Genomic DNA, 19,598 nt, shown 5'->3' on the forward strand with positions numbered 1-19,598 from the left:
ATTCGCCGGGTGAAGAGGTGCCGAGTGTGCTTCCCCACCGGCCGGGTACGGGGTGCAGGTAGCCTTTCCCCGTGCCCGTACTGTCTGAAGTCATCGCCGCCCTCGACGCCCTGTGGCCCCCGGAGCGGGCCGAGCAGTGGGATGCCGTGGGCACCGTCTGCGGGGACCCCGACAGCCCGGTCAGCCGGGTGCTGTTCGCCGTGGACCCCGTACAGGAGGTCGTCGACGAGGCGGTACGGCTCGGCGCCGACCTGGTGGTCACCCACCACCCGCTCTATCTGCGCGGCACCACCACCGTCTCGGCCGCCACCTTCAAGGGCCGCGCCGTGCACACCCTGATCAAGCACGACATCGCCCTGCATGTGGCGCACACCAATGCCGACCGGGCCGACCCCGGGGTCTCCGACGCCCTGGCCGGCGCCCTGGACCTGCGGATCACCGGCCCCCTGGTGCCCGACCCCACCGACCCGGCGGGTCGCCGCGGCCTGGGCCGGATCTGTGAGCTGGACCCGCCGCTGCCGCTGGCCGAGTTCGCCGGACGCGCCGCCAGGCGGCTGCCGTCCACCGCCCAGGGCATCCGGGTCGCCGGCGACCCGCAGCGCCTCATCCGCACCGTCGCGGTCTGCGGCGGCTCCGGCGACTCCCTGTTCGCCGAGGTCCGGGCGGCCGGTGTGGACGCCTATGTCACCGCCGACCTGCGCCACCACCCGGCCTCCGAGGCCCGCGAGCAGAGCCCGCTGGCCCTGCTGGACGCCGCCCACTGGGCCACCGAGTGGCCCTGGTGCGAACAGGCCGCCGCCCAGCTGGACGAGATCTCCGACCGTCATGACTGGGGCCTGCGCACCCATGTGTCCCGTATCGTGACCGACCCCTGGACCGCCCACGCGGCGTCCGCCGACTAAAAGCCCCGCCCGCCACTCCCTTCCTAGGAGCCCCCAACTGAACGCCGCGCCCGCCGACCAGATCCGCCTCCTCGACCTCCAGGCGCTCGACACCCGGCTCGGACAGCTCGCGCACAAGCGCAAGAGCCTGCCCGAGCACGCCGAGATCACCACCCTGGAGAGCGACCTCGCCCAGCACCGCGACCTGCTGGTCGCCGCGCAGACCGAGGAGAGCGACACCGCCCGCGAGCAGACCAAGGCCGAGCAGGACGTCGACCAGGTGCGCCAGCGCGCCGCCCGCGACCAGCAGCGGCTGGACTCCGGCGCCGGGATGTCCCCCAAGGACCTGGAGAACCTCCAGCACGAGGTCGCCTCGCTGGCCAAGCGCCAGGGCGACCTGGAGGACGTGGTCCTGGAGGTCATGGAGCGCCGCGAAGCCGCCCAGGAGCGGGTCACCGAGTTGACCGGCCGGGTCGAGGCCGTCCAGGCCAAGGTGGACGCCGCCGTCACCCGCCGGGACGAGGCGCTGGCCGGGATCGACGCCGAGATCGCCACCGTGGGCAAGGAGCGGGAGATCGTCGCCGGGTCCGTCCCCGCCGACCTGCTGAAGCTCTACGACAAGCTGCGCGAGAAGGAGGGCGGCGTCGGCGCCGCCCGCCTCTACCAGCGCCGCTGTGAGGGCTGCCGCCTGGAGCTGAACATCACCGAGCTCAACGAGGTGCGCGCGGCCGCCGCCGACACGGTCGTCCGCTGCGAGAACTGCCGCCGGATCCTGGTCCGCACCCCCGAGTCCGGCCTGTAACCACCATGGCCAACCGCTTTATCGTCGAGGCCGACGGCGGCTCCCGCGGCAACCCCGGCCCGGCCGGCTACGGCGCCGTCGTCCTGGACGCGGTCACCGGCGAGGCACTGGCCGAGGCCGCCGAGTACATCGGCACCGCCACCAACAACGTCGCCGAGTACCAGGGTCTGATCGCCGGCCTGGAGGCCGCCAAGGCCCTCGACCCCGAGGCCGCCATCCAGGTCCGGATGGACTCCAAGCTGGTGGTGGAGCAGATGTCCGGGCGCTGGAAGATCAAGCACCCGGATATGAAGCCGCTGGCCGCCCGGGCCGCGTCCGTCTTCCCGGCCGGCCAGGTCCGCTACCAGTGGATCCCCCGGGAGAAGAACAAGCACGCCGACCGGCTGGCCAACGAGGCCATGGACGCCGGCAAGCGGGGCGAGCGGTGGGAGCCCTCGCGGGCGGCCGTGCCTCAGACCCGCCCGGAGCCGGTGGCGGAGCCGCTCGCGGAGCCGCTCTCGGAGCCCAAGGCCACACCGGTCGGCTGGGCCGCCCCGGCCGACCTGGGCACGCCCAGCACCTTTGTCCTGCTGCGCCACGGGGAGACCGCTCTCACCCCGCAGAAGCGCTTCTCCGGCAGCGCCGGCCCGGACCCTGAACTCTCGCAGGCCGGCCGCCGGCAGGCCGAGGCGGTCGCCGCCGCCCTGGCCGCGCGCGGCACCATCCAGGCCGTGGTCAGCTCCCCGCTGCGCCGCTGCCGGGAGACCGCCGAGACCGTCGCGGCCCGGCTGGGCCTGGAGGTACGTGTCGAAGACGGCCTGCGCGAGGCCGACTTCGGGGCCTGGGAGGGGCTGACCTTCGCCGAGGTGCGCGAGCGCTACCCGGCGGACCTGGACGCCTGGCTGGCCTCCAGCAAGGCCGCCCCCACCGACGGGGAGTCCTTCGCGGCCGTCGCCCGCCGGGTCGCCGTCTCCCGGGACAAGCTGCTGGCCCGCTATGCGGGACGCACGGTGCTGCTGGTGACCCATGTGACGCCGATCAAGACCCTGGTGCGGCTGGCGCTGGGTGCCCCGCCCGAGTCCATGTTCCGGATGGAGCTGGCGGCGGCCTCACTGTCGGCGGTGGCGTACTACGGGGACGGCAATGCCTCGCTGCGGCTGCTGAACGACACCGCGCACCTGCGCTGACCGGGCCGCCGGCCCCGGTGGCCGGTTTCCTGGCCAGTTTCTTACTACTGACTGCGAGGTTCGGCCGTCAGTCTGTGAGCGCCCGTTTCCGCGCAACATCCTCATCAGGAGGCGCACATGAAACACCGCTCACTGCTGGCGGCCGGAGCCCTGGCGGCCACCGCCGCCCTCACCGTGCTCACACCCACCGCCGGCGCCAGCTCCTTGTCCTCGATGCCCGGCATGTACCAGTACCAGAACGCGGCCACCGGCAAGTGTCTGGAGTCCGACGGCAGTACGGTCTCTCCACAGGACTGCAACAGCACCGGCTACAGCCAGCGTTGGGTGGCCTCCGGCACCAGCGCGGTCCAGCTGCGCAATGTGGCCGCCAACGAGTGCCTGGACACCGACGGTTCGTCGGTGTACGCGCAGAACTGCGGTAGCGGCAACCAGTTGTGGTTCCTGGACGGTGCCAACCCGTACCAGCTGCGGAACGTCAACACCGGCAAGTGCGTGGCCACCGACGGCACTTCGGTGTACGCGCAGGACTGCACCGGCGGCGCCGACCAGAGCTGGACGCGCAGATAACGCGCTGATGTCCGGGGCCGGGCCGGGCCGGCTCAGCGCTCGGCCCGGCCCCGGGCTACCGCCTTGCCCAGCAGGGCGACCGCCCGCAGCCGCTTGCGTTCCCGCTCCTCGATGTCCTGGGCGCGCTCACCGGTGGCGGCGGTGCGCGGACAGCTGGGACAGGCCCAGCGGTCCGGGGCGCCGGGCGGTGGCGCCGCCATGTCCACCCCGCAGTGCGGGCACCGCACGGTCACCTCGGCCACATGACCGCAGGAGCCGCAGACCCACACCGGCCCCTCGGGATCCTGCCGCCGCCAGGCCGTCCCACGACAGCGCGAGCAGCCCGTGGTGACGATCCCGGCCTGATCCATGATCGGCGGCTCCGGCGTGCTGTCGGCGTACTCGATGAGCCGGGCGCGCACCTGGTCGTCACTGGTGTTGGCCATCCTGAGCAGGTGGGCGACGCGTGAGCGGGCTTCGTCGGCGAATTCGTGCATGGCGGGCAGCAGGCTATCGCCCCTGGTGCCGGGGATCGGCCCGACGCACCACTTGTGGGTGACGGATGTTCCCATCTCGGCTGTGCGCGGGGGCAGTTGCGGGGCCGGTACGCCAGACCCCCTACGCAAAGGGGAGAGGCGGCGGACGAGTCGGCCTGTACGCCGGGTTCTGTGGACCACTTAGCGGTCGGCGCCGGCCCGGGTACGGAACAAGTGACCCGGGCCGTCCGGCCAGCACGTCTCATGTCTCCCGGCGCCCGTAGCGGAGACTGCGCACGGCCTGGAGCGCCATTGGAGCCAGCGCGACCACTGTGTCTCGCCCGTTGACGTCGCGCACCAGGATCCACCCCTTCCTTCGGAGCGACAGAGCGGCGGAGTGGACATCGTGCCCCAGATCCGCGGACAGACCATCGACCGTCGGCGCGTTGCCAGCGTCCAGGTGGCCGACGATCACGAGGGGAAGCCGTTGTTCCTCCGCTGTGATGTTGAAGTCCACACCTTCACTAGGTGCGGCGCCTCCACGATTGGCACGACCAGGGGGCTACGTCTGGTCTGGCAGTGTCCAGCTCGGACCTTCGGGTGACCGGAGCCAGATCGCCTGACGCGTCGGCGTAACCGTGATCCCGAACTCGGTGGGCGCCGGGGAGCCGGCGGTGTGCCATGTGGCGAGCGACCGTTCCAGCTCGTCCCACAGGGCGATGGGGCCGCCTTGGCGCACGGTCCATTCGTTGCCGTCGGCGGGTGTGAGGACGGCGAAGGCGTTGTTCGTGGCGTCGAGCACGTAGGTGTGAGGGGTGCCGTTGTCGGCCGGCATGGTGAAGAAGCGGGCGTTCGGCATGGCGAGTTGGGCCAGGAACCCGCTGTCGGACATGGACAGCAGATCGGGGCCGTGCGGCGTGGTGCGCGTGCTGCCCTCGTCCGGTGCAGGGAGCATGCCGAGGCTTTCGGGTGCGTCCTGCTGTCGGGCGATCATGAAGCTGGGTTCTTCGGCGATGATCCGGCCCTCCGCGTGTCCGTCATGGCCGACGGTGAGGCGGACGAGGCCAAGGGAGCGCATCCAGCCGCGCAGCGTTGCGAGGATGAGGCCGCCGGGGCGCGTCTGCTCCACCCATGTCTGGGGGATGTTGCGGACACCGCAGGTGGCAATGACCCGGTCGTAGGGGCCGCCTTCGGGGGCGCCGGCGAGTCCGTCGCCGATGACGAGGCGCGGGCTGTATCCGCACCTGTTGAGTGCTTCGCGTGCGCGGTCGGCTACATCAGGATCGGTCTCCACGGAGGTCACGTTCTGGGCCCCGAGACGGTGACACATGAGGGCGGTCGAATAGCCGGTGCCGGTACCGATCTCCAGGACGGCCATGGCGTCGTGAACCTGAAGGTCTTCCAGCATGCGCACGACGAGGGACGGCAGGGTGGAGGACGATGTCGGGTGCGCGCCGCTGATCGGCTTCGGTTCGCTCCAGTCGATCTCCCGGCCATCGAACTGGGTGATGAGGGTGTCATCGGTGTACGCCTGTTGCAACCACTCCCCGACACCGACGAGGTCGGCTGTGACCGGCGTCCACGTGGTCAGCCCGGGGGCATCGGTTTCGCGGTAGAAGCGGCGGACGAATTCGTGACGGGGAACGGCCTCGACCGCCGCCCGCCACTGTGGCGAGCGCAGCCAACCGTGGCCGGCGAGCTGGTCGGCGAGCTTGTGCCGCAGGTCGGCGGCGGTGGTGTCGATGTCAGGTACGGCGGTCACGGGTACCTCGTTCCAGGAGATCAGCGAGGGCCGCGGTCATGGGCAGACCCGTAGGGGGCTCCATCCATGCCCACTGACCCGAGGGATTGCATTCGATGAACGTCCACTCGCCGGAGCGCGAGAGGGCGAAGTCGAAGGCGCCGAAGACGAGCCGGAAGTGCCGAAGGTACGCGAAGATCGCGCGCTCTACGGGCGCAGGCGCAGAGACAGGCGTGTAGGTGTGAACGCTGTAATCGGTGCGCCAGTCAAGGAGGTCACAGTCGATGCGGACGGCGAAGACGCGATCTCCGATGACCGTCACCCGCACGTCGGCGACCTTGTCCACGCGGGCCTGGAAGAGGTGCATGGTGCCGGTGACGGCTTCGTCTATCTCGTCGGCACTGACGTCGGCGACGGGTACGGTCTGGGCTTTGCCGTCCACGAGGTAGAGCGGTACGGACAGCGGTTTGAAGATGGCCGGCCCGTGCTGCTTGATGAAGCTGCGGGCGTTGTCGGGGCGGTTGGTGATCAGTGTGGGCGGCACGGCGAAGCCGCAGGTCGCCGCGGCGGCGAGCCCGGCCGGCTTGTACTCGGCGTCCCCGATGCGGTTGGGGTGGTTGACGTACAGGCAGTCGGGGAGCGAGGTGAGCACGCCGCCGAGGCCGAACCGGGCCTGTGCGGCGGCGAAACGTGCGTCTTGGGCATCGAGGTGCGGGAAGGCGAACCCGGAGGGGCGCCGGTAGTACAGGGACCGGGCGGCGCCGAGTTCGGCGGTACGGGTGGGCGTCTGAACGCTTCCGCGCCATTGCGTCACATCTCCGCCGATGAAGGCGCAGCAGGACAGGGTGGCGGGGAAGTCACCGGAGTCGAACCGCACGACCGGGGTGCCCCGGTCGTGCAGCTCGGCAATCACCAGATCGGCGGTCGGGTCGTCAAGGTTGGTGACGACCAGTACCGGGCGCGGGTCTGTCACTGGTCGGTGTCGTTCCCGGTGTCGCTGTCGGGCGAATCACTGCTGCGGTCGCCCTGTCCGGTGGTCCCGGTCGGCGGGTTCGTGCCCGACGACGTACCGTGCCCCGGCGCCATGACCACGGCCCCGTTGGCGTCAAGGTAGCGGGCGGTCTGGGTCGCGGCGTCGAGTTCGACACGGTGGTACTGCGGGACCTCGACCGGCGGGTACGCGGCGATCCGGCGGAGCCCCCACGGCGCTGCTGTCAGGTGCCCCTGCGGAAGAGGCGTCCCGGTCGGCAGGCGATCGGAGTAGTTGAACATCACGAGCCTTTCCATTCGATGACGGATGAGACTGTGCGTGGTGCGACCCGGCCGGCCGCCGTACCCCGTCCTCACGAAGGACGGTCGGCCGGGAACTTGACGCCCGCCACGTTGCCGTGGCGGGAAGCTCGCAGGTATGCGCTTCGTGCGGAGCCGGCCGAAACCCGCCCCACCCGCCCTGTGCCGACCGGCAGTTCACCGGCACTGGTGGGGTCGGTCTTGGCGAGGGTCATCCTCAGCCCCCTTGCCCGTGGTGGCTGCTGCCGACGGCGTGGGCCTCGGGAGTCTCGGCCGCTGCCTGCTCGCGCCAGCGGGCAATCTCGTCCTCGGGCACGTGAGAGATACCCGCCAGGTGAACGAAGAGCTGTCCGGCGAGGACCCACCTCAGCCGCGCGGAGTCGTCGTAGTAGACGTACTCCTCCCTATCGGCGACGGCCTGGCCTGTGCTGCGGCAGCGCCGGTAGAGATAGCCGTACACCCCGGCGATCGCGTGATGCCGTACACGGACCAGGGCATGACCACGGCGCAGGGCCGGACACAGGCGCGGAGCCTCGATCGCGCAGCGGCGGCAGACCGGCGGCTGCACCGTGCCCTCCACGGACTGAGGGAAGGGCTGTTCCACATCTGCGGTGTCCAGGAGCCACAGCGTGCCGTCAGCGGTGTGATCGGCCGGGCCCCCGCAGACCTGACAGAGCCGGCGGTGCATGCACCGGCGTTGACGCTGGGAATGGACGTAGCCGAACAGGGGCGTCCCCTTGCCGCGAGCAAGGCCGCGGGTGGTCCACAGGGCCCCGCGCTCGTCGCGGTCCTGCACGTTCTCTCCTTCCAGGAACGTGATTCCGGTGCCGTCGCGGTTGGGGACGATCGCCTCTTGCCTGCGGGTCTCCCCGCTCCACGCGGTGATGAACGGAACGCTCAGAGGTCTCCGCCCCGGCGCATGCGGGTCGGTCAACAGCTTCGTAGAAGTGGGTAGCGTGATCCCCGGGACAGTCACAGCAAGCCCCCGGCGCGCTTCCGGGAGGCCGCGTTCTCCTCGGCGACCCGGGCCCGCAACCGTTCGGCCGCCGGCGCAGCCCCGGGTGGTCGTTCCACGACGGTGCCGTTCTCGCGGACGACGAACACCCGCCTGCCCTGGTCGCGGCGTTCAGCGGCGGGGCCGTGTGCAGCGGTCAGTCGCGGCAAGGCCACGCGACTGACGTTCGGCTTGGCGGCAAGGGCTTCGGCTCCTTGCGGACTGGCCATGTCGGACGCTCCTCTGTCCCGTTGTTCCGTGGGACGAGCGAACCGGTGATGGTGGCGTGACGCCAGCATCTATGCGCAGCGAGCATACGAATATGCGGTCTGCGGGTACGTGGGTTCGTATATCCGTTCCCCGCTACTTACCGTGAGAGGGACAGGCACGGATGAACTGGTCCGACAGCGCCTTACAGGCCGCGTCCGCGCAAGGTGACTACGGTCGCGTGATCCAACTTGTGCGTGCATCTGTGCGCATGACACAGGGCCAGCTCGGCGTTGCCTGCGGCTTGTCGCAGTCAGCGGTCTCCCGGCTGGAGAAGCGCGGTGCCGGCGAGTACAACATGACCGCCCTTGCCCGGGCTGCGCACCACCTCGGCATTCCGCCCCGACTGGTTGGCCTTGCCGACTCCGGCGCGGTGACGGGGCAGCGCAGAGATGGAAACGATGACGTGAAACGGCGAAATTTCCTGCTCGACGTTGGTGCCGTGGCAGCAACGCCGGTCCTGAACCCAGTGACGCCCCCGCGCGCCGAGTGGGAAGGGGGGCAAGCCGCCGTGCTCCATCTCGCGACGACTGCATATCGGCGGATGGACGCCACCGTTTCAGCCCGGCAGTTGTCGGACACAGTTGAAGGGCATATGCGCCTCGTGCAGACGGTGGCCGCTCAGACCACCGACCGAGCGGCGAGGAACCGCCTCGCCGCCGTCGGAAGTGAAGTCGCGAGCCTAGTGGGATGGCTGAGCTGGGACATGGCGGATCAAGGGTCGGCGCGTACTTGGTACGGCGCCGCGATCAAGGCGGCGCGACGTGCTGGCGATCCGCTGCTGATCGCCTATCAACAGGGAAGTCTCGCTCAGTTCGAGGTCGAGTACGGTAACTGTGCGCAAGGGCTCGCGCTGATTCGGTCGGCACGTCGGCAACTAGGCTTGTCGTGCCCGCCAATTGCCGCCGCATGGCTGTCATCACTGGAAGCTGTCGCTCACGCCACGGCCGGGGACGAGCGAGCTGCCGACCGGGCTCTCGCCACCAGCGCCGCCGAGGTCGCCCGGATTCCGACAACGGAGATTCCCCCATGGCCCTGGGTATTCACGTTCGATGAGCGCAAGGTCGCAGCGGCCCGAGTGACGTGTGGTGCCCGACTGTCGCGGCCTAGGTGGGTGCTCTCCTCCGTAGCGGACGCCACAGCCGCGCTGTCATCCGCCCACGAGAAACAAAGGGCTCTGCTGACCCTCGACGTGGCCAGCGGCCACCTGGCGACAGGCCACCTCGACACTGCCTTTGCTCTGGCATCCCAAGCGCTCGACACCGGGCTGAGGCTGCGCTCGGGGCGTGTGGCTGAGCGTGCCCGCATCTTCCGGCGAAGCTACTCGTCCTCCACGCCGCCGGCCGTGGTCCGGGAGTTCGACGGCCGTTTGAGCGACGCATATCTGTAAGCGAGGGGGCATGTATGAGGGTCGGCATCACGGGACATCGGGGGCTCTCCCAGGAGGTGGAGAAGGACGTTCGGCGGGCACTCCGCGAAGCGGTCGAGGCATATCCGCCGGATGACCTTGTAGGGGTGAGCTGTATCGCCGACGGGCCAGACGCCTGGTTCGCCGAAGCGGTGCTTCTTCACGGCGGCCGAATCGAGGTCGTAGTGCCAGCGGACGAGTACCGTGACGGTCTGCCTTCCTGGCATCACGAGACTTATGACGCTCTGCTGCGGCGTGCGTCAGACGTTCACCACACAGGGCTGATCCAGTCCAACTCTCAGGCACACATGGCCGGTAGTGAGCTACTCGTAGGGCTCGTTGACGAGGTCCTCGCAATCTGGGACGGGCAGCCTGCGCGGGGCTTCGGTGGCACAGCCGATGTGGTGGCCTACGCCGACCGCACCGGGGTGCCGGTTCGTGTGCTGTGGCCAACGGGCGCCACGCGGGATTGAGCGAAAGCCGGTGAACGAGGAGAAGGCCCCTGCTCCGGCTAGGGCCGGAGCAGGGGCATTGAACTAGGGCCTGTCCGAGGGATCGGGTAACGGTCTCAGCGGCAGGTCGCTCTGCCTGGGGTGGGGCGGGATGATCTGTGTTACACGGAGTGGGCTCGGCGACGAGCCGCACCTTCCACAGAACGCGGGGCGAGGCGGACGGGAAGCGAGCGGCGCTCATAAGGTCGAGAGGCGTGCGGTCGGGCGTGGGCAGTCGGACTGTTCACCCGATCGGGCTCTGGCCGGTCCACTATGGCGAGCGATAGCGCCGCAACTCAGCGTAGGGGGCGCTGGGTTGGCCTCCGCCGGCCCTTCAAAGGGGGGATGCATGCGAATCTCACTCTTCAACCGCGCCATGGCTGTGACAGCGGCTTGCCTCGCGGCCTTGGCCGCCACTCCGGCCTCCGGGTATGCAGCTGAGACGAGAACGGCGTCGGCAACGGCTCCGCGCGTGATGATGCGCCAGGAGAAGAACTATCAAGTCGAGGTGGACAACTTCTCCAACCAGGCTTTCGACGAGGTCGCTCTGGCCTTCACCCGCAACAGCACGCCCGTCACCCAGATCCTCCACCAGTTCAACGTGCCGGCCTCCAGCGTGATCATGTTCGACCTCGGACCGTGCTCCGACGTCAAGCAGTACGCCGTCAGCGGCCTCGTGGGCGGTGAGCGCAAGTTCACCACCGGCGACGTCGACGCCGATCCTGTCGGCTGCGACGACGTCGTCACCATCCGGAACACGGGCGCACTCGAAATGCACAGGAAAGTCCGATGAGGTGCGCGGTCAAGGCGGTCTGCGCCGCCTCGCTGGCAATCGCCGCGGTGCTCACGCCTACCGCGCCGGCTTCGGCCGTACACCAGGCGGCCGCACCGAGCTACCGGGTTGATGTCGTCAATCACTCTGGCTTCGGTCTGGACGAAGTTGACCTCGCCGTCGCGCGCTTCAGCGACCCGGTCATCCGGCTGCAAACCCAGCGCCACGTGGTGTCAGGAGCCACAGCGAGCTTCGACCTCGGGCCCTGCTCGGACGTCCGGCAGTTCGCAGCAAGTGCCTTCATCGGCAGTCGCGAGGTCCTCCACACTGCAGACATCAACCCCAGCCCGAGCTGCCACACCCAAATCGAGATCACACACACGTGAGCACGGCGAGGAGGGAGGACCGAGTGAAGCACCGCATGAGCATCCTGCTCGCGCTGCCCGTAGCAGCGTTGCTCGCCACCACGGCGGGCACAGCCCCGGCATACGCGGCGAACGGCCGCTTCGTTTTCGAGAACTCGGCCAGCCGAACGGGAGAGATGACCAACCCGCCCTCGGGCAGGTGCATCACATTCCCCTATCAGGTCATCAGGGTCACCAACGCGACCAACCAGAAGGCTCACCTCTTCCAGGACGACAAGTGCAACACAAAAGAAATTGCCGTCGTGGCGGCCGACCCCGGAACCGGAAGGGGCACGGCGTGGGGTAAGCCGGACGGAACGCCTCCCGCGTTGGCAGTGAGGTTTGACTGCGACCTCGTCGCCTGCTCCTGAGCCACACCCTCCTGGGCTGGCTATCAAATCGCCGGCAACACCTGCGGCCAGAACATCCTGGCCGCACGCCCGGAGTAGCCACGCCAGATCCGCAGGAACAACTCTTCCTTCGTTTCCCACATCCCATAGGAAGCCACCCTCGCGCGGAGCAACTCGACTTCGTTCTCAATATGCCGAAGTCCAGAGCCCGGGGAATTGCCGCGCTCGGCTCCCTGCTGGCGCTCGCCGTTCGCGTGGCCGTGGAGACGCAGCGGGAAATGGCGAGCGCTCCGACTGAAAACCCCCAGAAAACCCCCAGGAGTCAAAAAGAAGCCCCGCCGGAGCCTGTTTTCGCAGGTCAGGAAGGGTAAGGGGCGGACGAGTCGGCCTGTACGCCGGGTTCTGTCTCCCAGGGGCCTTGCGGCCCCGGGGGAGGCGGCCATCCATCTAGGCCTGCCGTTGCCGGCAGGCTCATGCGGTCTACCCGCGGACTCGGGCGGGCAGCCCTCGAACGTCCGCGCAGGACCGTCGCAAGCGGCGGTCCCTCTTGACCTTGCTCCGGGTGGGGTTTACCTAGCCGTCCGAGTCACCTCGGACGCTGGTGGTCTCTTACACCACCGTTTCACCCTTACCGGGAAGCCTTACGGCCCCCGGCGGTCTGTTTTCTGTGGCACTGTCCCGCGGGTCACCCCGGGTGGGCGTTACCCACCACCCTGCCCTGTGGAGCCCGGACGTTCCTCGGGAGATCCGAAGATCCCTCGCGGCCGCCCGGCCGGCTCGTCCGCCGTATGGACCATGGTAGCGGGCTGTTACCCGACGGTTCACACGGGGGCGAGGTGACCGCGGCGTGCGGCGCTAGGCTCCGTATCCGACCGCTTTGCGAAGGAGATCGACTGTGCTGGTGCTGCTGCCGCCGTCCGAGGGGAAGGCCACCGCGGGGACCGGGGCCTCGGTGGACCTCGGGGCGCTGTCCCTGCCGGGTCTGGCGGACGCGCGGCGGGCGGTGCTGGACGAGCTGGTCCAGCTGTGCTCGGGCGATGAGCAGAAGGCCGCCGAGGTGCTGGGCCTGAGCCCCGGGCTGCGCGGTGAGATCGCCAAGAACGCGGGCCTGTACGGGGCGCCCACCGCGCCCGCCGGGGAGATCTACACCGGCGTCCTCTATGACGCGCTGGACCTGGCGAGCCTGGAGGGCAAGGCCCGCCGGTCCGCCGAGCGCTCGCTGCTGGTCTTCTCGGGGCTGTGGGGCGCGGTGCGCATCGGTGACGCCATCCCCTCCTACCGCTGTTCGATGGGGGTCAAGCTGCCCGGCCTGGGGGCGCTGGCGGCGTACTGGCGGGAGCCCATGGCCCGGGTGCTGCCCGAGGCGGCGGGCGACGGGCTGGTGCTGGACCTGCGTTCGGCGGCATACGCGGCCGCCTGGAAACCCAAGGGCGAACCGGCCGAACGGACCGTGACGGTGCGGGTGCTGCAGTCCAGGGTGGTGGCCGGGGTGGAGAAGCGGTCGGTGGTCAGCCACTTCAACAAGGCCACCAAGGGCCGTCTGGTACGGGACCTGCTGACCGCCGGCGCCGAGCCGGAGCGCCCGGCCGAGCTGGCCGAGGCCCTGCGGGAGCTGGGTTACCGGGTGGAGGGCGAGCCGCCGGCGAAGGGCGGCCGGCCCTGGGCACTGGATGTAGTGGTCACCGAGTTGTGACGAGTATCAGGGAACTGCCGGGGCCAACGCTTCGTCGATGACAGGGAGTTATGCTGTTCGCCGGCAGTGCCGATTACAAGGAGTAACAATGACCTGCTTCTTCGACCCGTCTCACGGGGTCGGGACGATGAGCGTGCAGTGGTCACCCCAGTGGGGCGTCCCCAGGCCCATCCAGACGTGCCCGGCTTGCGCCCAGCGGGTGCAGACCACGCCCCCGCCCTTCTACACGCCGCAGGCTCCCCAGGCCGGCTACCCGCAGGCGGGCTACCCCCAGCAGGCCGGTTACCCGCAGGCCGGCTACCCCCAGCAGCAGCCGGGTTACCCGGCCGCCGGCTACCCGCAGGCCCAGCAGCCCCCGCAGCGCGGCGGCCACAGCACCGGTGCCCTGGTGGGCGCGGGTGTGGCGGGCCTGGTCGGTGGCGCGCTGCTGAACGAGGCGTTCAGCGACGACGAGCCCGAGCAGGTCACCGTCGTCAACAACAACTACTACGAGGAGGACGACGACGAGGGCGGCTTCTTCTAAGCCGTCGTAAGTCGTCGCGAGCCGTCCTCGCACCGGCACGCACACGGCGCCGCAACCAGGGACCCGATGGTCCAACTCGGTTGCGGCGCCGTGTCGTTGTCGGGTGGCGGCAGTCCCCGGTCAGCGGACCGTGACGGTGAACTGCGGGGAGACCGCGCCCCCGCCCACCACGCGCAGTGCGTTCTTGCCCTTGATGCCCAGCTTGACGCGCATCGAGTAGCTCAGGCTCTTGTTGACGGCGACCTTCGCGGGCAGTGAGACCCACTTGGCGCCCTGCTTCTGCTGCAGGGTGACCGTGGTGCCCGCCTTGATGCCGGACGCCTTGCCGCTGACCCGGAACTCCTGCCACGCCTTGACGGCGCCGGTGCTCGCCTGGGCGGTGAGGGCGGGCTTGGCGGCCGGCTGGGCGGCGGACGGGGCGGTGTGGGCGGAGGCCGGAGCGGCGACGGCGGCCGCGGCCCCGCCGGCTATCAGGGTGGCGGCGAGAGCACCGGAGGCGGCGAGACGGTATGCGCGTTTCATTGGCGTTCCTCCCGATTAAGCCCGATCGGCCCGTTCTTGGGCCTTCGTTGAGGAACACGAGAGACCTGGGCCTCTGGTTGCGGGTTTCTCGAACGAATTTATTTGATTCGTATGGGACGTTGATGCGGCCTTGTCCGGTCGGACCACAGGCGAGGTGATCAATTGTGGAAGTAATGGCCGCCGCCGGGTGACACCCATGACAGCATGAGGGTTCAACAACCCAAGGAGCAGCGGATGACCGAGACCGGCCGGATAGGCCGCACCCACGCCGGACCAGGGCAGGAGGCGCCGGAAGCCCCTGACCGGACCCGGCGCACCGGCCTGCTGGTCACCCTCGCCCTGGGCTCCCTGACCGCGCTGCCCCCGCTGTCCATGGACATGTATCTGCCGGCCCTGCCCGAGGTCACCGACGCGCTGGGCAGCCCGGCCGCCACCGTCCAGCTCACCCTGACCGCCTGCCTGATGGGCATGGCGCTGGGTCAGCTGGTGGTGGGGCCGATGAGTGACAAGTGGGGACGCCGCAGCCCACTGCTCACCGGCCTGGTGATCTACGTACTGGCCACCGCCGCCTGCGCCTTCGCGCCCACCACCGAACTGCTGGTCGCCTTCCGGCTGGTCCAGGGCCTGGCCGGGGCCGCCGCCATTGTGATCGCCCGTGCCATGGTCCGCGACCTCTACGACGGGCTGGCCATGGCCCGCTTCTTCTCCACCCTGATGCTGATCTCCGGAGTGGCGCCGGTGATCGCCCCGCTGATCGGCGGGCAGATCCTCAAACTCACCGACTGGCGAGGGGTGTTCGTCGTCCTCACCGCCGTGGGCGTCGCCCTGGTCCTGCTGGTCTGGGCCCGGCTGCCGGAGACGCTGCCGCCGGAGCGGCGCCGGAACGGCGGCGTGGGGCAGGCGCTGCGCACCATGGGCTCGCTGCTCGCCGACCGGATCTTCCTGGGCTATCTGCTCTCCGGTGGCTTCGCCTTCGCCGCGCTCTTCTCCTACATATCCGCCTCCCCCTTTGTGGTGCAGGACATCTACGGGGCCTCCCCGCAGACCTTCAGCCTGCTCTTCGGCCTCAACTCGGTGGGTCTGGTGGCGGTCGGGCAGATCAACGGCAAGCTGCTGGTCGGCCGGGTCAGCCTGGACAAGGCGCTGGCCTTCGGCCTGGCCGTGATCACCCTGGCCGCCACAGCCCTGCTGCTGATGGCCTCCGGGGTCTTCGGCCGGGCCCCGCTGGCGGCCATCGCCGCCGGCCTGTTCGTGCTGATGTCGGCCATGGGCCTGGCCATGCCCAACACCAACGCCCAGGCGCTGATGCGCGCCCAGGACGCGGCCGGTTCCGCGTCCGCGCTGCTGGGCACCTCCACCTTCCTGCTGGGCGCCATCGCCTCACCGCTGGTGGGGATCGCCGGCGAGGGCACGGCGGTGCCGATGGCGGCCGTCCAGCTGGGCTGTGCGCTGGCGGCGGTGCTCTGCTTCGCCGGGCTGTGCCGTCCCTGGCGGCGCACGGACGCCATGGGGGGTGCGGGTGCCGCCGGCGGTGCGGACGCCACCGGGAGTGCGGGTGCCACCGGCGGTGCGGGGCCGGCGAAGCCCGTCCGCCCGTAAGGCCCGTCAGCCCGTAAAATCCGACCAATGCACGCCCCCCACACCGCCCCGACCGGCGAGGACCTGCGCGCCGCGCTCGCCGGACTGCTCGACGGACTGCCGCCCACCCAGGCGGCCCAGGCCGTCGACCGGCTGATCGCCAACTACCGGGGGCGCGTCCCCACCCACGCCCCCGTGCTGCGTGACCGCTCCGATGTGGCCGCGTACGCCGCGTACCGGATGCCGGCCACCTTCGAGGCGGTACGGTCCGCGCTGGCCGCCTTCCACCAGCGGCTGCCCGAGTGGGTGCCCGCCACCCATGTCGACCTCGGCGGCGGCACCGGCGCCGCCACCTGGGCGGTCGCCGCCACCTGGCCCGGCGGCGAGCGGCACACCACCGTCCTGGACTGGGCCCAGCCCGCCCTGGACCTGGGCGCCGAACTGGCCCGGGACTGTCCGGCGCTGGCCGGTGTCGACTGGCGGCGCCAGACCATCGGCGGGGAACTGCCCATCCCGGACGGCACCGATCTGGTGACCGTCTCCTATGTCCTCAACGAGCTCACCGAGGAAGCCCGGCGGACGCTCACCGCCCAGGCCGCCCGGGCCCGCGCCGTGCTGATCGTCGAGCCGGGCACCCCCGATGGCTACGCCCGGGTCATCCAGGCCCGCGACCAGCTGATCGCGGCCGGTTTCCGGGTGGTGGCCCCCTGCCCGCACAGCGCCGCCTGCCCGATAGTGCCGGGTGCCGACTGGTGCCACTTCTCCGCCCGGGTCAGCCGCTCCTCGCTGCACCGGCAGGTCAAGGGCGGTTCGCTGGCCTACGAGGACGAGAAGTTCTCCTATGTGGCCGCCGTCCGCGAGGAGTCGCTCCCGGAGGCAGCCCCGCGCATCGTCCGCCGCCCGCAGATCCGCAAGGGCCAGGTCCTGCTGGACCTGTGCACCCCCGAGGACGGCCTGGTCCGCGAGACCGTGACCAAGCGGCACGGCGAGCGCTACCGGGCGGCCCGGGACGCGGACTGGGGCGACGCCTGGGCATAGCCGCCCGGCTGCTGACCCCGGTGCTGGGACGGGTGGCGGGGAATCCCTCGCGGGAACCCCGCCGGCAGGACGGAACGCGCGCCTGAACTGACGGCGCTCACCGGGCAACCCCGCTCAACGCAGTTCCTGCGTGCAGCACTTGACGCTGCCGCCCCCCTTCAGCAGCTCGCCCAGATCCATCCCCAGCGGCTCGAAGCCACGCTCCCGCAGCGGGGCGAACAGGCCCACCGCGGCCTGGGGGAGCAGCACATGGCGGCCGTCGCTGACCGCGTTGAGGCCCAGGGCCGCGGCGTCCGCCTCGGTGGCGATCAGGGCGTCGGGGAAGAGCCGGGCCAGGACGGCGCGGCTGCCGGGGGAGAAGGCGCCGGGGTAGTACATCACCTCGTCGCCGTCCAGCACGCACAGCGCGGTGTCCAGGTGGTAGTAGCGGGGGTCGATCAGGTCCAGGCCGATCACCGGACGGCCGAAGAACTCCTGGGCCTCGGGGTGGGAGAGCGGACTGCTGCGGAAGCCGCGGCCGGCCAGCAGATAGGAGGCGGTGACGGCGAAGTCGCCCTCCCCCTCGTTGATGTGCTCCGGCTCGCGCACCTCGCGATAGCCATGGGCCCGGAACCAGTCCAGATGCACCGCGGCCTCGGGGACCCGCTCGGGGTGGGCGAAGCGGGCGCCCAGCACCCGGCCGTCGACCACGGTGGCGCCATTGGCGGCGAACACCATGTCGGGCAGGTCGGGGCGGGGGCTGAGCTCCTCGACGGTATGGCCCAGCGCCCGGTAGCGGTCGCGCAGCTCTTCCCACTGGGTGAGGGCGAGCGGCAGGTCGACGGGCTTGGCCGGATCCATCCAGGGATTGATGGAGTAGGTGACCCGGAAGTGGGCAGGCGCGCACATCAGGTAGCGGCGAGGGATTGCGGTACGCAAGTAGCGCTCCTCACAGTGGTGTTGGGCCAGGTGTGGCGGTGGTGCGTGCCCAAATGGTCCACGGTCGGCGACCTGCGCGCATGAACCGTACGGGTGGTTTACACGGGACCGTCTTCGTGCGTCACTCCTGCGTGGCGGATGGTCGTACCGGCGACATATGAGACGAACCGTCTCGGCTCAAGATCCCGCTAGGGTGTTCCGTATGACCCCCAAGACCGCCCCCGACGCCTCCCGGCGCAGCGAGCGCTCCCGGCGCGCCATCCTGGACGCGGCCCTCCAACTGGTCGGCGAGACCGGCTATCAGCGGCTCACCATCGAGGCCATCGCCGCCCGGGCGGGCGTGGGCAAGCAGACCATCTACCGCTGGTGGCCCTCCAAGGCGGCGGTCCTGCTGGACGCCTTCGCGGCCTCGGCCGAGGAGGCGGCCGCGGGGGAGCACGAGCTCCCGGACACCGGGGACCTGGAGGCCGACCTCAAGCTGGTGCTCCGGATGACCGTGGACGAGCTCAACAGCCCCGTCTTCGACGCGGCCCACCGGGCGCTGGCCGCCGAGTCCATCGTCAACCCCGAGGTCTGCGCCCAGTTCACCGAGCGGATCCTGGAGCCCCAGCTGGGGCTGTACGCCCGGCGGCTGGCCGCCGCCCAGCGGGCCGGCCACATCCGCGCGGACATCGACCCGCGCACCGCCCTGGAACTGCTGACCGGACCGCTCACCCACCGCTGGCTGCTGCGCACCCTCCCGCTGACCCATGAGTACGCGGACGCGGTGGTGGACCTCACCCTGCGCGGGCTCACCGGCGGCTGAATCCGCGCGGAACACCCGCCGAAGCGGCCCGAGTCACACCCCCGGGTGCGCCCGGCGGTCACGCGGGGCCGCGGATGGTGGCAGCATTGAGCGAAGAGCGCGGTCGAGGTCGGTGAGGGGATAGATGGAACGCAAGGGCAGGTTCTCCCAGTGGTTGCGCCGCCCCAGAAACGGGTCGGACGATTCGGGCACGGGGGCGGCGACCGCGGCCGCCCGCGAGGAACTGCTCCTGGCCGCGGCCGCCGCCGGCTTCCCGCTGGCGCCCGCCGCGCACCCATCCGGCTACGGGTGTTCCTGTGAACGCATCGGCTGTCCCACCCCGGGGCGCCATCCGGTCTCCTTCGCCTGGCAGACGCTGGCCACCACGGACACCGAGAAGGTGGCCAAATGGCTGCGCGGCCAGCCGGAGGCCAACTTCATCACCGCCACCGGCATCGCCCACGATGTGCTGGACGTCCCGGCGGAGGCCGGCCGCCAGGCGCTGGAGCGGCTGGCGGCGGCTGGAGTGGAGGTCGGTCCGGTGGCCACGGTGGCCCCGGACCGCATGCTGTTCTTCACCGCCACCCGGGGCACTCCGGATGACGAGGACGAGTGGTGGCCCTGCGAGCTGGACTGCCATCCGGAGACCATGGATGAGCATCCGGGCCTGCGCTGGCACTGCCGGGGCAGCTATGTGCTGCTGCCCCCCTCCTCGCTGCCGGGTGACGACGGGCGGGTCGCCTGGCTGCACGGCCCCGAGCGTCCGCTGCCCGATCCGCTGACGCTGCTGGAGGCGCTGACCGACGCCTGTGCCCAGTACGCGGGGCAGCGGCCCGACCATGAACACCACGCCGCCTGGCCGATCGGGCGGTAATGAATTCCACCGGGTAATTCCAAGGGACGATCAGGTCCGTAAAGGGTTCCTCCGCGTTCCATGAGAAGTTCCTTGAAGCG

The 19,598-nt window shown here is 70.3% G+C and carries 25 protein-coding genes and 1 other RNA gene; 15 read left to right on the forward strand and 11 right to left on the reverse strand.

Annotated features, from left to right (window positions below):
* The first annotated feature begins 71 nt into the window (after positions 1-71).
* From ACIHFE_RS02660 to ACIHFE_RS02675, 4 genes are all read left to right on the forward strand, one after another.
* Positions 72-902 carry a Nif3-like dinuclear metal center hexameric protein gene (locus tag ACIHFE_RS02660; RefSeq protein ID WP_400103810.1) on the forward strand — a complete coding sequence of 277 codons (831 nt, stop codon included), beginning with the start codon at positions 72-74 and terminating at the stop codon, positions 900-902.
* Between the two features lie 37 nt (positions 903-939).
* Positions 940-1,683 (forward strand): zinc ribbon domain-containing protein, encoded by a 744-nt coding sequence (locus ACIHFE_RS02665; protein ID WP_400104398.1) that lies wholly within the window; start codon positions 940-942, stop codon positions 1,681-1,683.
* A gap of 5 nt (positions 1,684-1,688) precedes the next feature.
* Positions 1,689-2,849 carry a bifunctional RNase H/acid phosphatase gene (locus ACIHFE_RS02670; protein ID WP_400103812.1) on the forward strand — a complete coding sequence of 387 codons (1,161 nt, stop codon included), beginning with the start codon at positions 1,689-1,691 and terminating at the stop codon, positions 2,847-2,849.
* A 117-nt stretch (positions 2,850-2,966) separates the two neighbouring features.
* The gene (locus ACIHFE_RS02675) at positions 2,967-3,416 is read left to right on the forward strand and encodes an RICIN domain-containing protein (RefSeq protein ID WP_400103814.1); all 450 of its coding nucleotides are present in this window, start codon (positions 2,967-2,969) and stop codon (positions 3,414-3,416) included.
* A 32-nt stretch (positions 3,417-3,448) separates the two neighbouring features.
* Here the strand turns inward: ACIHFE_RS02675 and ACIHFE_RS02680 are convergent, their stop codons facing one another.
* The 8 genes from ACIHFE_RS02680 to ACIHFE_RS02715 form a co-directional block, all read right to left on the reverse strand.
* Entirely contained in the window at positions 3,449-3,892 is a 444-nt protein-coding gene (locus tag ACIHFE_RS02680) for a hypothetical protein (protein WP_400103815.1), read from the reverse strand.
* A 241-nt stretch (positions 3,893-4,133) separates the two neighbouring features.
* Positions 4,134-4,388, reverse strand: a complete 255-nt coding sequence (locus ACIHFE_RS02685) for a hypothetical protein (RefSeq protein ID WP_400103817.1) — start codon at positions 4,386-4,388, stop codon at positions 4,134-4,136.
* A gap of 45 nt (positions 4,389-4,433) precedes the next feature.
* Complete coding sequence (gene tgmC / locus ACIHFE_RS02690; protein ID WP_400103819.1) at positions 4,434-5,633, reverse strand: ATP-grasp peptide maturase system methyltransferase; 1,200 nt, start codon at positions 5,631-5,633, stop codon at positions 4,434-4,436.
* Positions 5,617-6,585 (reverse strand): ATP-grasp ribosomal peptide maturase, encoded by a 969-nt coding sequence (gene tgmB / locus ACIHFE_RS02695; RefSeq protein WP_400103821.1) that lies wholly within the window; start codon positions 6,583-6,585, stop codon positions 5,617-5,619. The genes tgmC and tgmB overlap by 17 nt, the downstream gene beginning before the upstream one ends.
* Entirely contained in the window at positions 6,582-6,884 is a 303-nt protein-coding gene (tgmA, locus tag ACIHFE_RS02700; protein WP_400103823.1) for a putative ATP-grasp-modified RiPP, read from the reverse strand. Before tgmA ends, tgmB begins: the two co-directional genes overlap by 4 nt.
* Positions 6,885-6,955: 71 nt before the next feature.
* On the reverse strand, positions 6,956-7,117 hold the full coding sequence (locus ACIHFE_RS02705; RefSeq protein ID WP_400103825.1) for a hypothetical protein: 162 nt from the start codon (positions 7,115-7,117) through the stop codon (positions 6,956-6,958).
* 2 nt (positions 7,118-7,119) lie between these two features.
* A complete protein-coding gene (locus ACIHFE_RS02710) occupies positions 7,120-7,698 on the reverse strand; it encodes a hypothetical protein (RefSeq protein WP_400103827.1) in 579 nt (192 codons plus the stop codon).
* A gap of 176 nt (positions 7,699-7,874) precedes the next feature.
* The gene (locus tag ACIHFE_RS02715) at positions 7,875-8,126 is read right to left on the reverse strand and encodes a hypothetical protein (RefSeq protein WP_400103829.1); all 252 of its coding nucleotides are present in this window, start codon (positions 8,124-8,126) and stop codon (positions 7,875-7,877) included.
* 161 nt (positions 8,127-8,287) lie between these two features.
* On the opposite strand from ACIHFE_RS02715, the gene ACIHFE_RS02720 reads away from it, so the two are divergent.
* From ACIHFE_RS02720 to ACIHFE_RS02740, 5 genes are all read left to right on the forward strand, one after another.
* Entirely contained in the window at positions 8,288-9,553 is a 1,266-nt protein-coding gene (locus tag ACIHFE_RS02720; protein ID WP_400103831.1) for a helix-turn-helix domain-containing protein, read from the forward strand.
* A 14-nt stretch (positions 9,554-9,567) separates the two neighbouring features.
* On the forward strand, positions 9,568-10,044 hold the full coding sequence (locus ACIHFE_RS02725) for a hypothetical protein (RefSeq protein WP_400103833.1): 477 nt from the start codon (positions 9,568-9,570) through the stop codon (positions 10,042-10,044).
* A 367-nt stretch (positions 10,045-10,411) separates the two neighbouring features.
* The gene (locus tag ACIHFE_RS02730) at positions 10,412-10,855 is read left to right on the forward strand and encodes a hypothetical protein (protein ID WP_400103835.1); all 444 of its coding nucleotides are present in this window, start codon (positions 10,412-10,414) and stop codon (positions 10,853-10,855) included.
* A complete protein-coding gene (locus ACIHFE_RS02735; protein WP_400103837.1) occupies positions 10,852-11,220 on the forward strand; it encodes a hypothetical protein in 369 nt (122 codons plus the stop codon). Before ACIHFE_RS02730 ends, ACIHFE_RS02735 begins: the two co-directional genes overlap by 4 nt.
* Positions 11,221-11,255: 35 nt before the next feature.
* Positions 11,256-11,609 carry a hypothetical protein gene (locus tag ACIHFE_RS02740; protein WP_400103839.1) on the forward strand — a complete coding sequence of 118 codons (354 nt, stop codon included), beginning with the start codon at positions 11,256-11,258 and terminating at the stop codon, positions 11,607-11,609.
* Positions 11,610-11,963: 354 nt separating this feature from the next.
* Here ACIHFE_RS02740 and rnpB read toward each other — a convergent pair.
* Positions 11,964-12,368: RNase P RNA component class A (gene rnpB, locus ACIHFE_RS02745), an RNA gene on the reverse strand.
* A gap of 115 nt (positions 12,369-12,483) precedes the next feature.
* Between rnpB and yaaA the strand changes: the two genes are divergently transcribed.
* Together yaaA and ACIHFE_RS02755 are read left to right on the forward strand one after the other, a co-directional pair.
* The gene (gene yaaA, locus ACIHFE_RS02750; RefSeq protein ID WP_400103841.1) at positions 12,484-13,281 is read left to right on the forward strand and encodes a peroxide stress protein YaaA; all 798 of its coding nucleotides are present in this window, start codon (positions 12,484-12,486) and stop codon (positions 13,279-13,281) included.
* 88 nt (positions 13,282-13,369) lie between these two features.
* Positions 13,370-13,804: a hypothetical protein gene (locus ACIHFE_RS02755; protein ID WP_400103843.1), complete on the forward strand. Its 435-nt coding sequence runs from the start codon at positions 13,370-13,372 to the stop codon at positions 13,802-13,804.
* Positions 13,805-13,924: 120 nt separating this feature from the next.
* Here the strand turns inward: ACIHFE_RS02755 and ACIHFE_RS02760 are convergent, their stop codons facing one another.
* Positions 13,925-14,326 (reverse strand): hypothetical protein, encoded by a 402-nt coding sequence (locus ACIHFE_RS02760; RefSeq protein WP_400103845.1) that lies wholly within the window; start codon positions 14,324-14,326, stop codon positions 13,925-13,927.
* Between the two features lie 234 nt (positions 14,327-14,560).
* Between ACIHFE_RS02760 and ACIHFE_RS02765 the strand changes: the two genes are divergently transcribed.
* Both ACIHFE_RS02765 and ACIHFE_RS02770 read left to right on the forward strand, forming a co-directional pair.
* Positions 14,561-15,925 carry a multidrug effflux MFS transporter gene (locus ACIHFE_RS02765; RefSeq protein ID WP_400103847.1) on the forward strand — a complete coding sequence of 455 codons (1,365 nt, stop codon included), beginning with the start codon at positions 14,561-14,563 and terminating at the stop codon, positions 15,923-15,925.
* Positions 15,926-15,952: 27 nt separating this feature from the next.
* Positions 15,953-16,942, forward strand: coding sequence for a small ribosomal subunit Rsm22 family protein (locus ACIHFE_RS02770; RefSeq protein ID WP_400103849.1), 990 nt, complete (start codon positions 15,953-15,955; stop codon positions 16,940-16,942).
* 114 nt (positions 16,943-17,056) lie between these two features.
* Here ACIHFE_RS02770 and ddaH read toward each other — a convergent pair whose 3' ends face one another.
* The gene (ddaH, locus tag ACIHFE_RS02775; RefSeq protein WP_400103851.1) at positions 17,057-17,860 is read right to left on the reverse strand and encodes a dimethylargininase; all 804 of its coding nucleotides are present in this window, start codon (positions 17,858-17,860) and stop codon (positions 17,057-17,059) included.
* A 202-nt stretch (positions 17,861-18,062) separates the two neighbouring features.
* Here ddaH and ACIHFE_RS02780 point away from each other — a divergent pair, with 202 nt between their 5' ends.
* Both ACIHFE_RS02780 and ACIHFE_RS02785 read left to right on the forward strand, forming a co-directional pair.
* Positions 18,063-18,665 carry a TetR/AcrR family transcriptional regulator gene (locus ACIHFE_RS02780; RefSeq protein ID WP_400103853.1) on the forward strand — a complete coding sequence of 201 codons (603 nt, stop codon included), beginning with the start codon at positions 18,063-18,065 and terminating at the stop codon, positions 18,663-18,665.
* Between the two features lie 124 nt (positions 18,666-18,789).
* Complete coding sequence (locus tag ACIHFE_RS02785) at positions 18,790-19,518, forward strand: bifunctional DNA primase/polymerase (protein ID WP_400103854.1); 729 nt, start codon at positions 18,790-18,792, stop codon at positions 19,516-19,518.
* The last annotated feature ends 80 nt before the right edge of the window (positions 19,519-19,598 follow it).

The sequence above is a fragment of the Streptomyces sp. NPDC052396 genome (genome assembly GCF_044593195.1).
GTDB lineage: Bacteria > Actinomycetota > Actinomycetes > Streptomycetales > Streptomycetaceae > Streptomyces.

Coding starts and splice junctions, on each gene's coding strand:
- ACIHFE_RS02765 (WP_400103847.1), top strand. CDS start 14,561: ATGACCGAGACCGGCCGGATAGGCCGCACCCACGCCGGACCAGGGCAG.
- ACIHFE_RS02725 (WP_400103833.1), top strand. CDS start 9,568: ATGAGGGTCGGCATCACGGGACATCGGGGGCTCTCCCAGGAGGTGGAG.
- ACIHFE_RS02670 (WP_400103812.1), top strand. CDS start 1,689: ATGGCCAACCGCTTTATCGTCGAGGCCGACGGCGGCTCCCGCGGCAAC.
- ACIHFE_RS02680 (WP_400103815.1), bottom strand. CDS start 3,892: ATGCACGAATTCGCCGACGAAGCCCGCTCACGCGTCGCCCACCTGCTC.
- ACIHFE_RS02730 (WP_400103835.1), top strand. CDS start 10,412: ATGCGAATCTCACTCTTCAACCGCGCCATGGCTGTGACAGCGGCTTGC.
- ACIHFE_RS02785 (WP_400103854.1), top strand. CDS start 18,790: ATGGAACGCAAGGGCAGGTTCTCCCAGTGGTTGCGCCGCCCCAGAAAC.
- ACIHFE_RS02705 (WP_400103825.1), bottom strand. CDS start 7,117: ATGACCCTCGCCAAGACCGACCCCACCAGTGCCGGTGAACTGCCGGTC.
- ACIHFE_RS02755 (WP_400103843.1), top strand. CDS start 13,370: ATGACCTGCTTCTTCGACCCGTCTCACGGGGTCGGGACGATGAGCGTG.
- ACIHFE_RS02760 (WP_400103845.1), bottom strand. CDS start 14,326: ATGAAACGCGCATACCGTCTCGCCGCCTCCGGTGCTCTCGCCGCCACC.
- ACIHFE_RS02675 (WP_400103814.1), top strand. CDS start 2,967: ATGAAACACCGCTCACTGCTGGCGGCCGGAGCCCTGGCGGCCACCGCC.
- ACIHFE_RS02720 (WP_400103831.1), top strand. CDS start 8,288: ATGAACTGGTCCGACAGCGCCTTACAGGCCGCGTCCGCGCAAGGTGAC.
- ACIHFE_RS02770 (WP_400103849.1), top strand. CDS start 15,953: ATGCACGCCCCCCACACCGCCCCGACCGGCGAGGACCTGCGCGCCGCG.
- ACIHFE_RS02780 (WP_400103853.1), top strand. CDS start 18,063: ATGACCCCCAAGACCGCCCCCGACGCCTCCCGGCGCAGCGAGCGCTCC.
- tgmA (WP_400103823.1), bottom strand. CDS start 6,884: ATGTTCAACTACTCCGATCGCCTGCCGACCGGGACGCCTCTTCCGCAG.
- ACIHFE_RS02740 (WP_400103839.1), top strand. CDS start 11,256: ATGAGCATCCTGCTCGCGCTGCCCGTAGCAGCGTTGCTCGCCACCACG.
- ACIHFE_RS02735 (WP_400103837.1), top strand. CDS start 10,852: ATGAGGTGCGCGGTCAAGGCGGTCTGCGCCGCCTCGCTGGCAATCGCC.
- ACIHFE_RS02715 (WP_400103829.1), bottom strand. CDS start 8,126: ATGGCCAGTCCGCAAGGAGCCGAAGCCCTTGCCGCCAAGCCGAACGTC.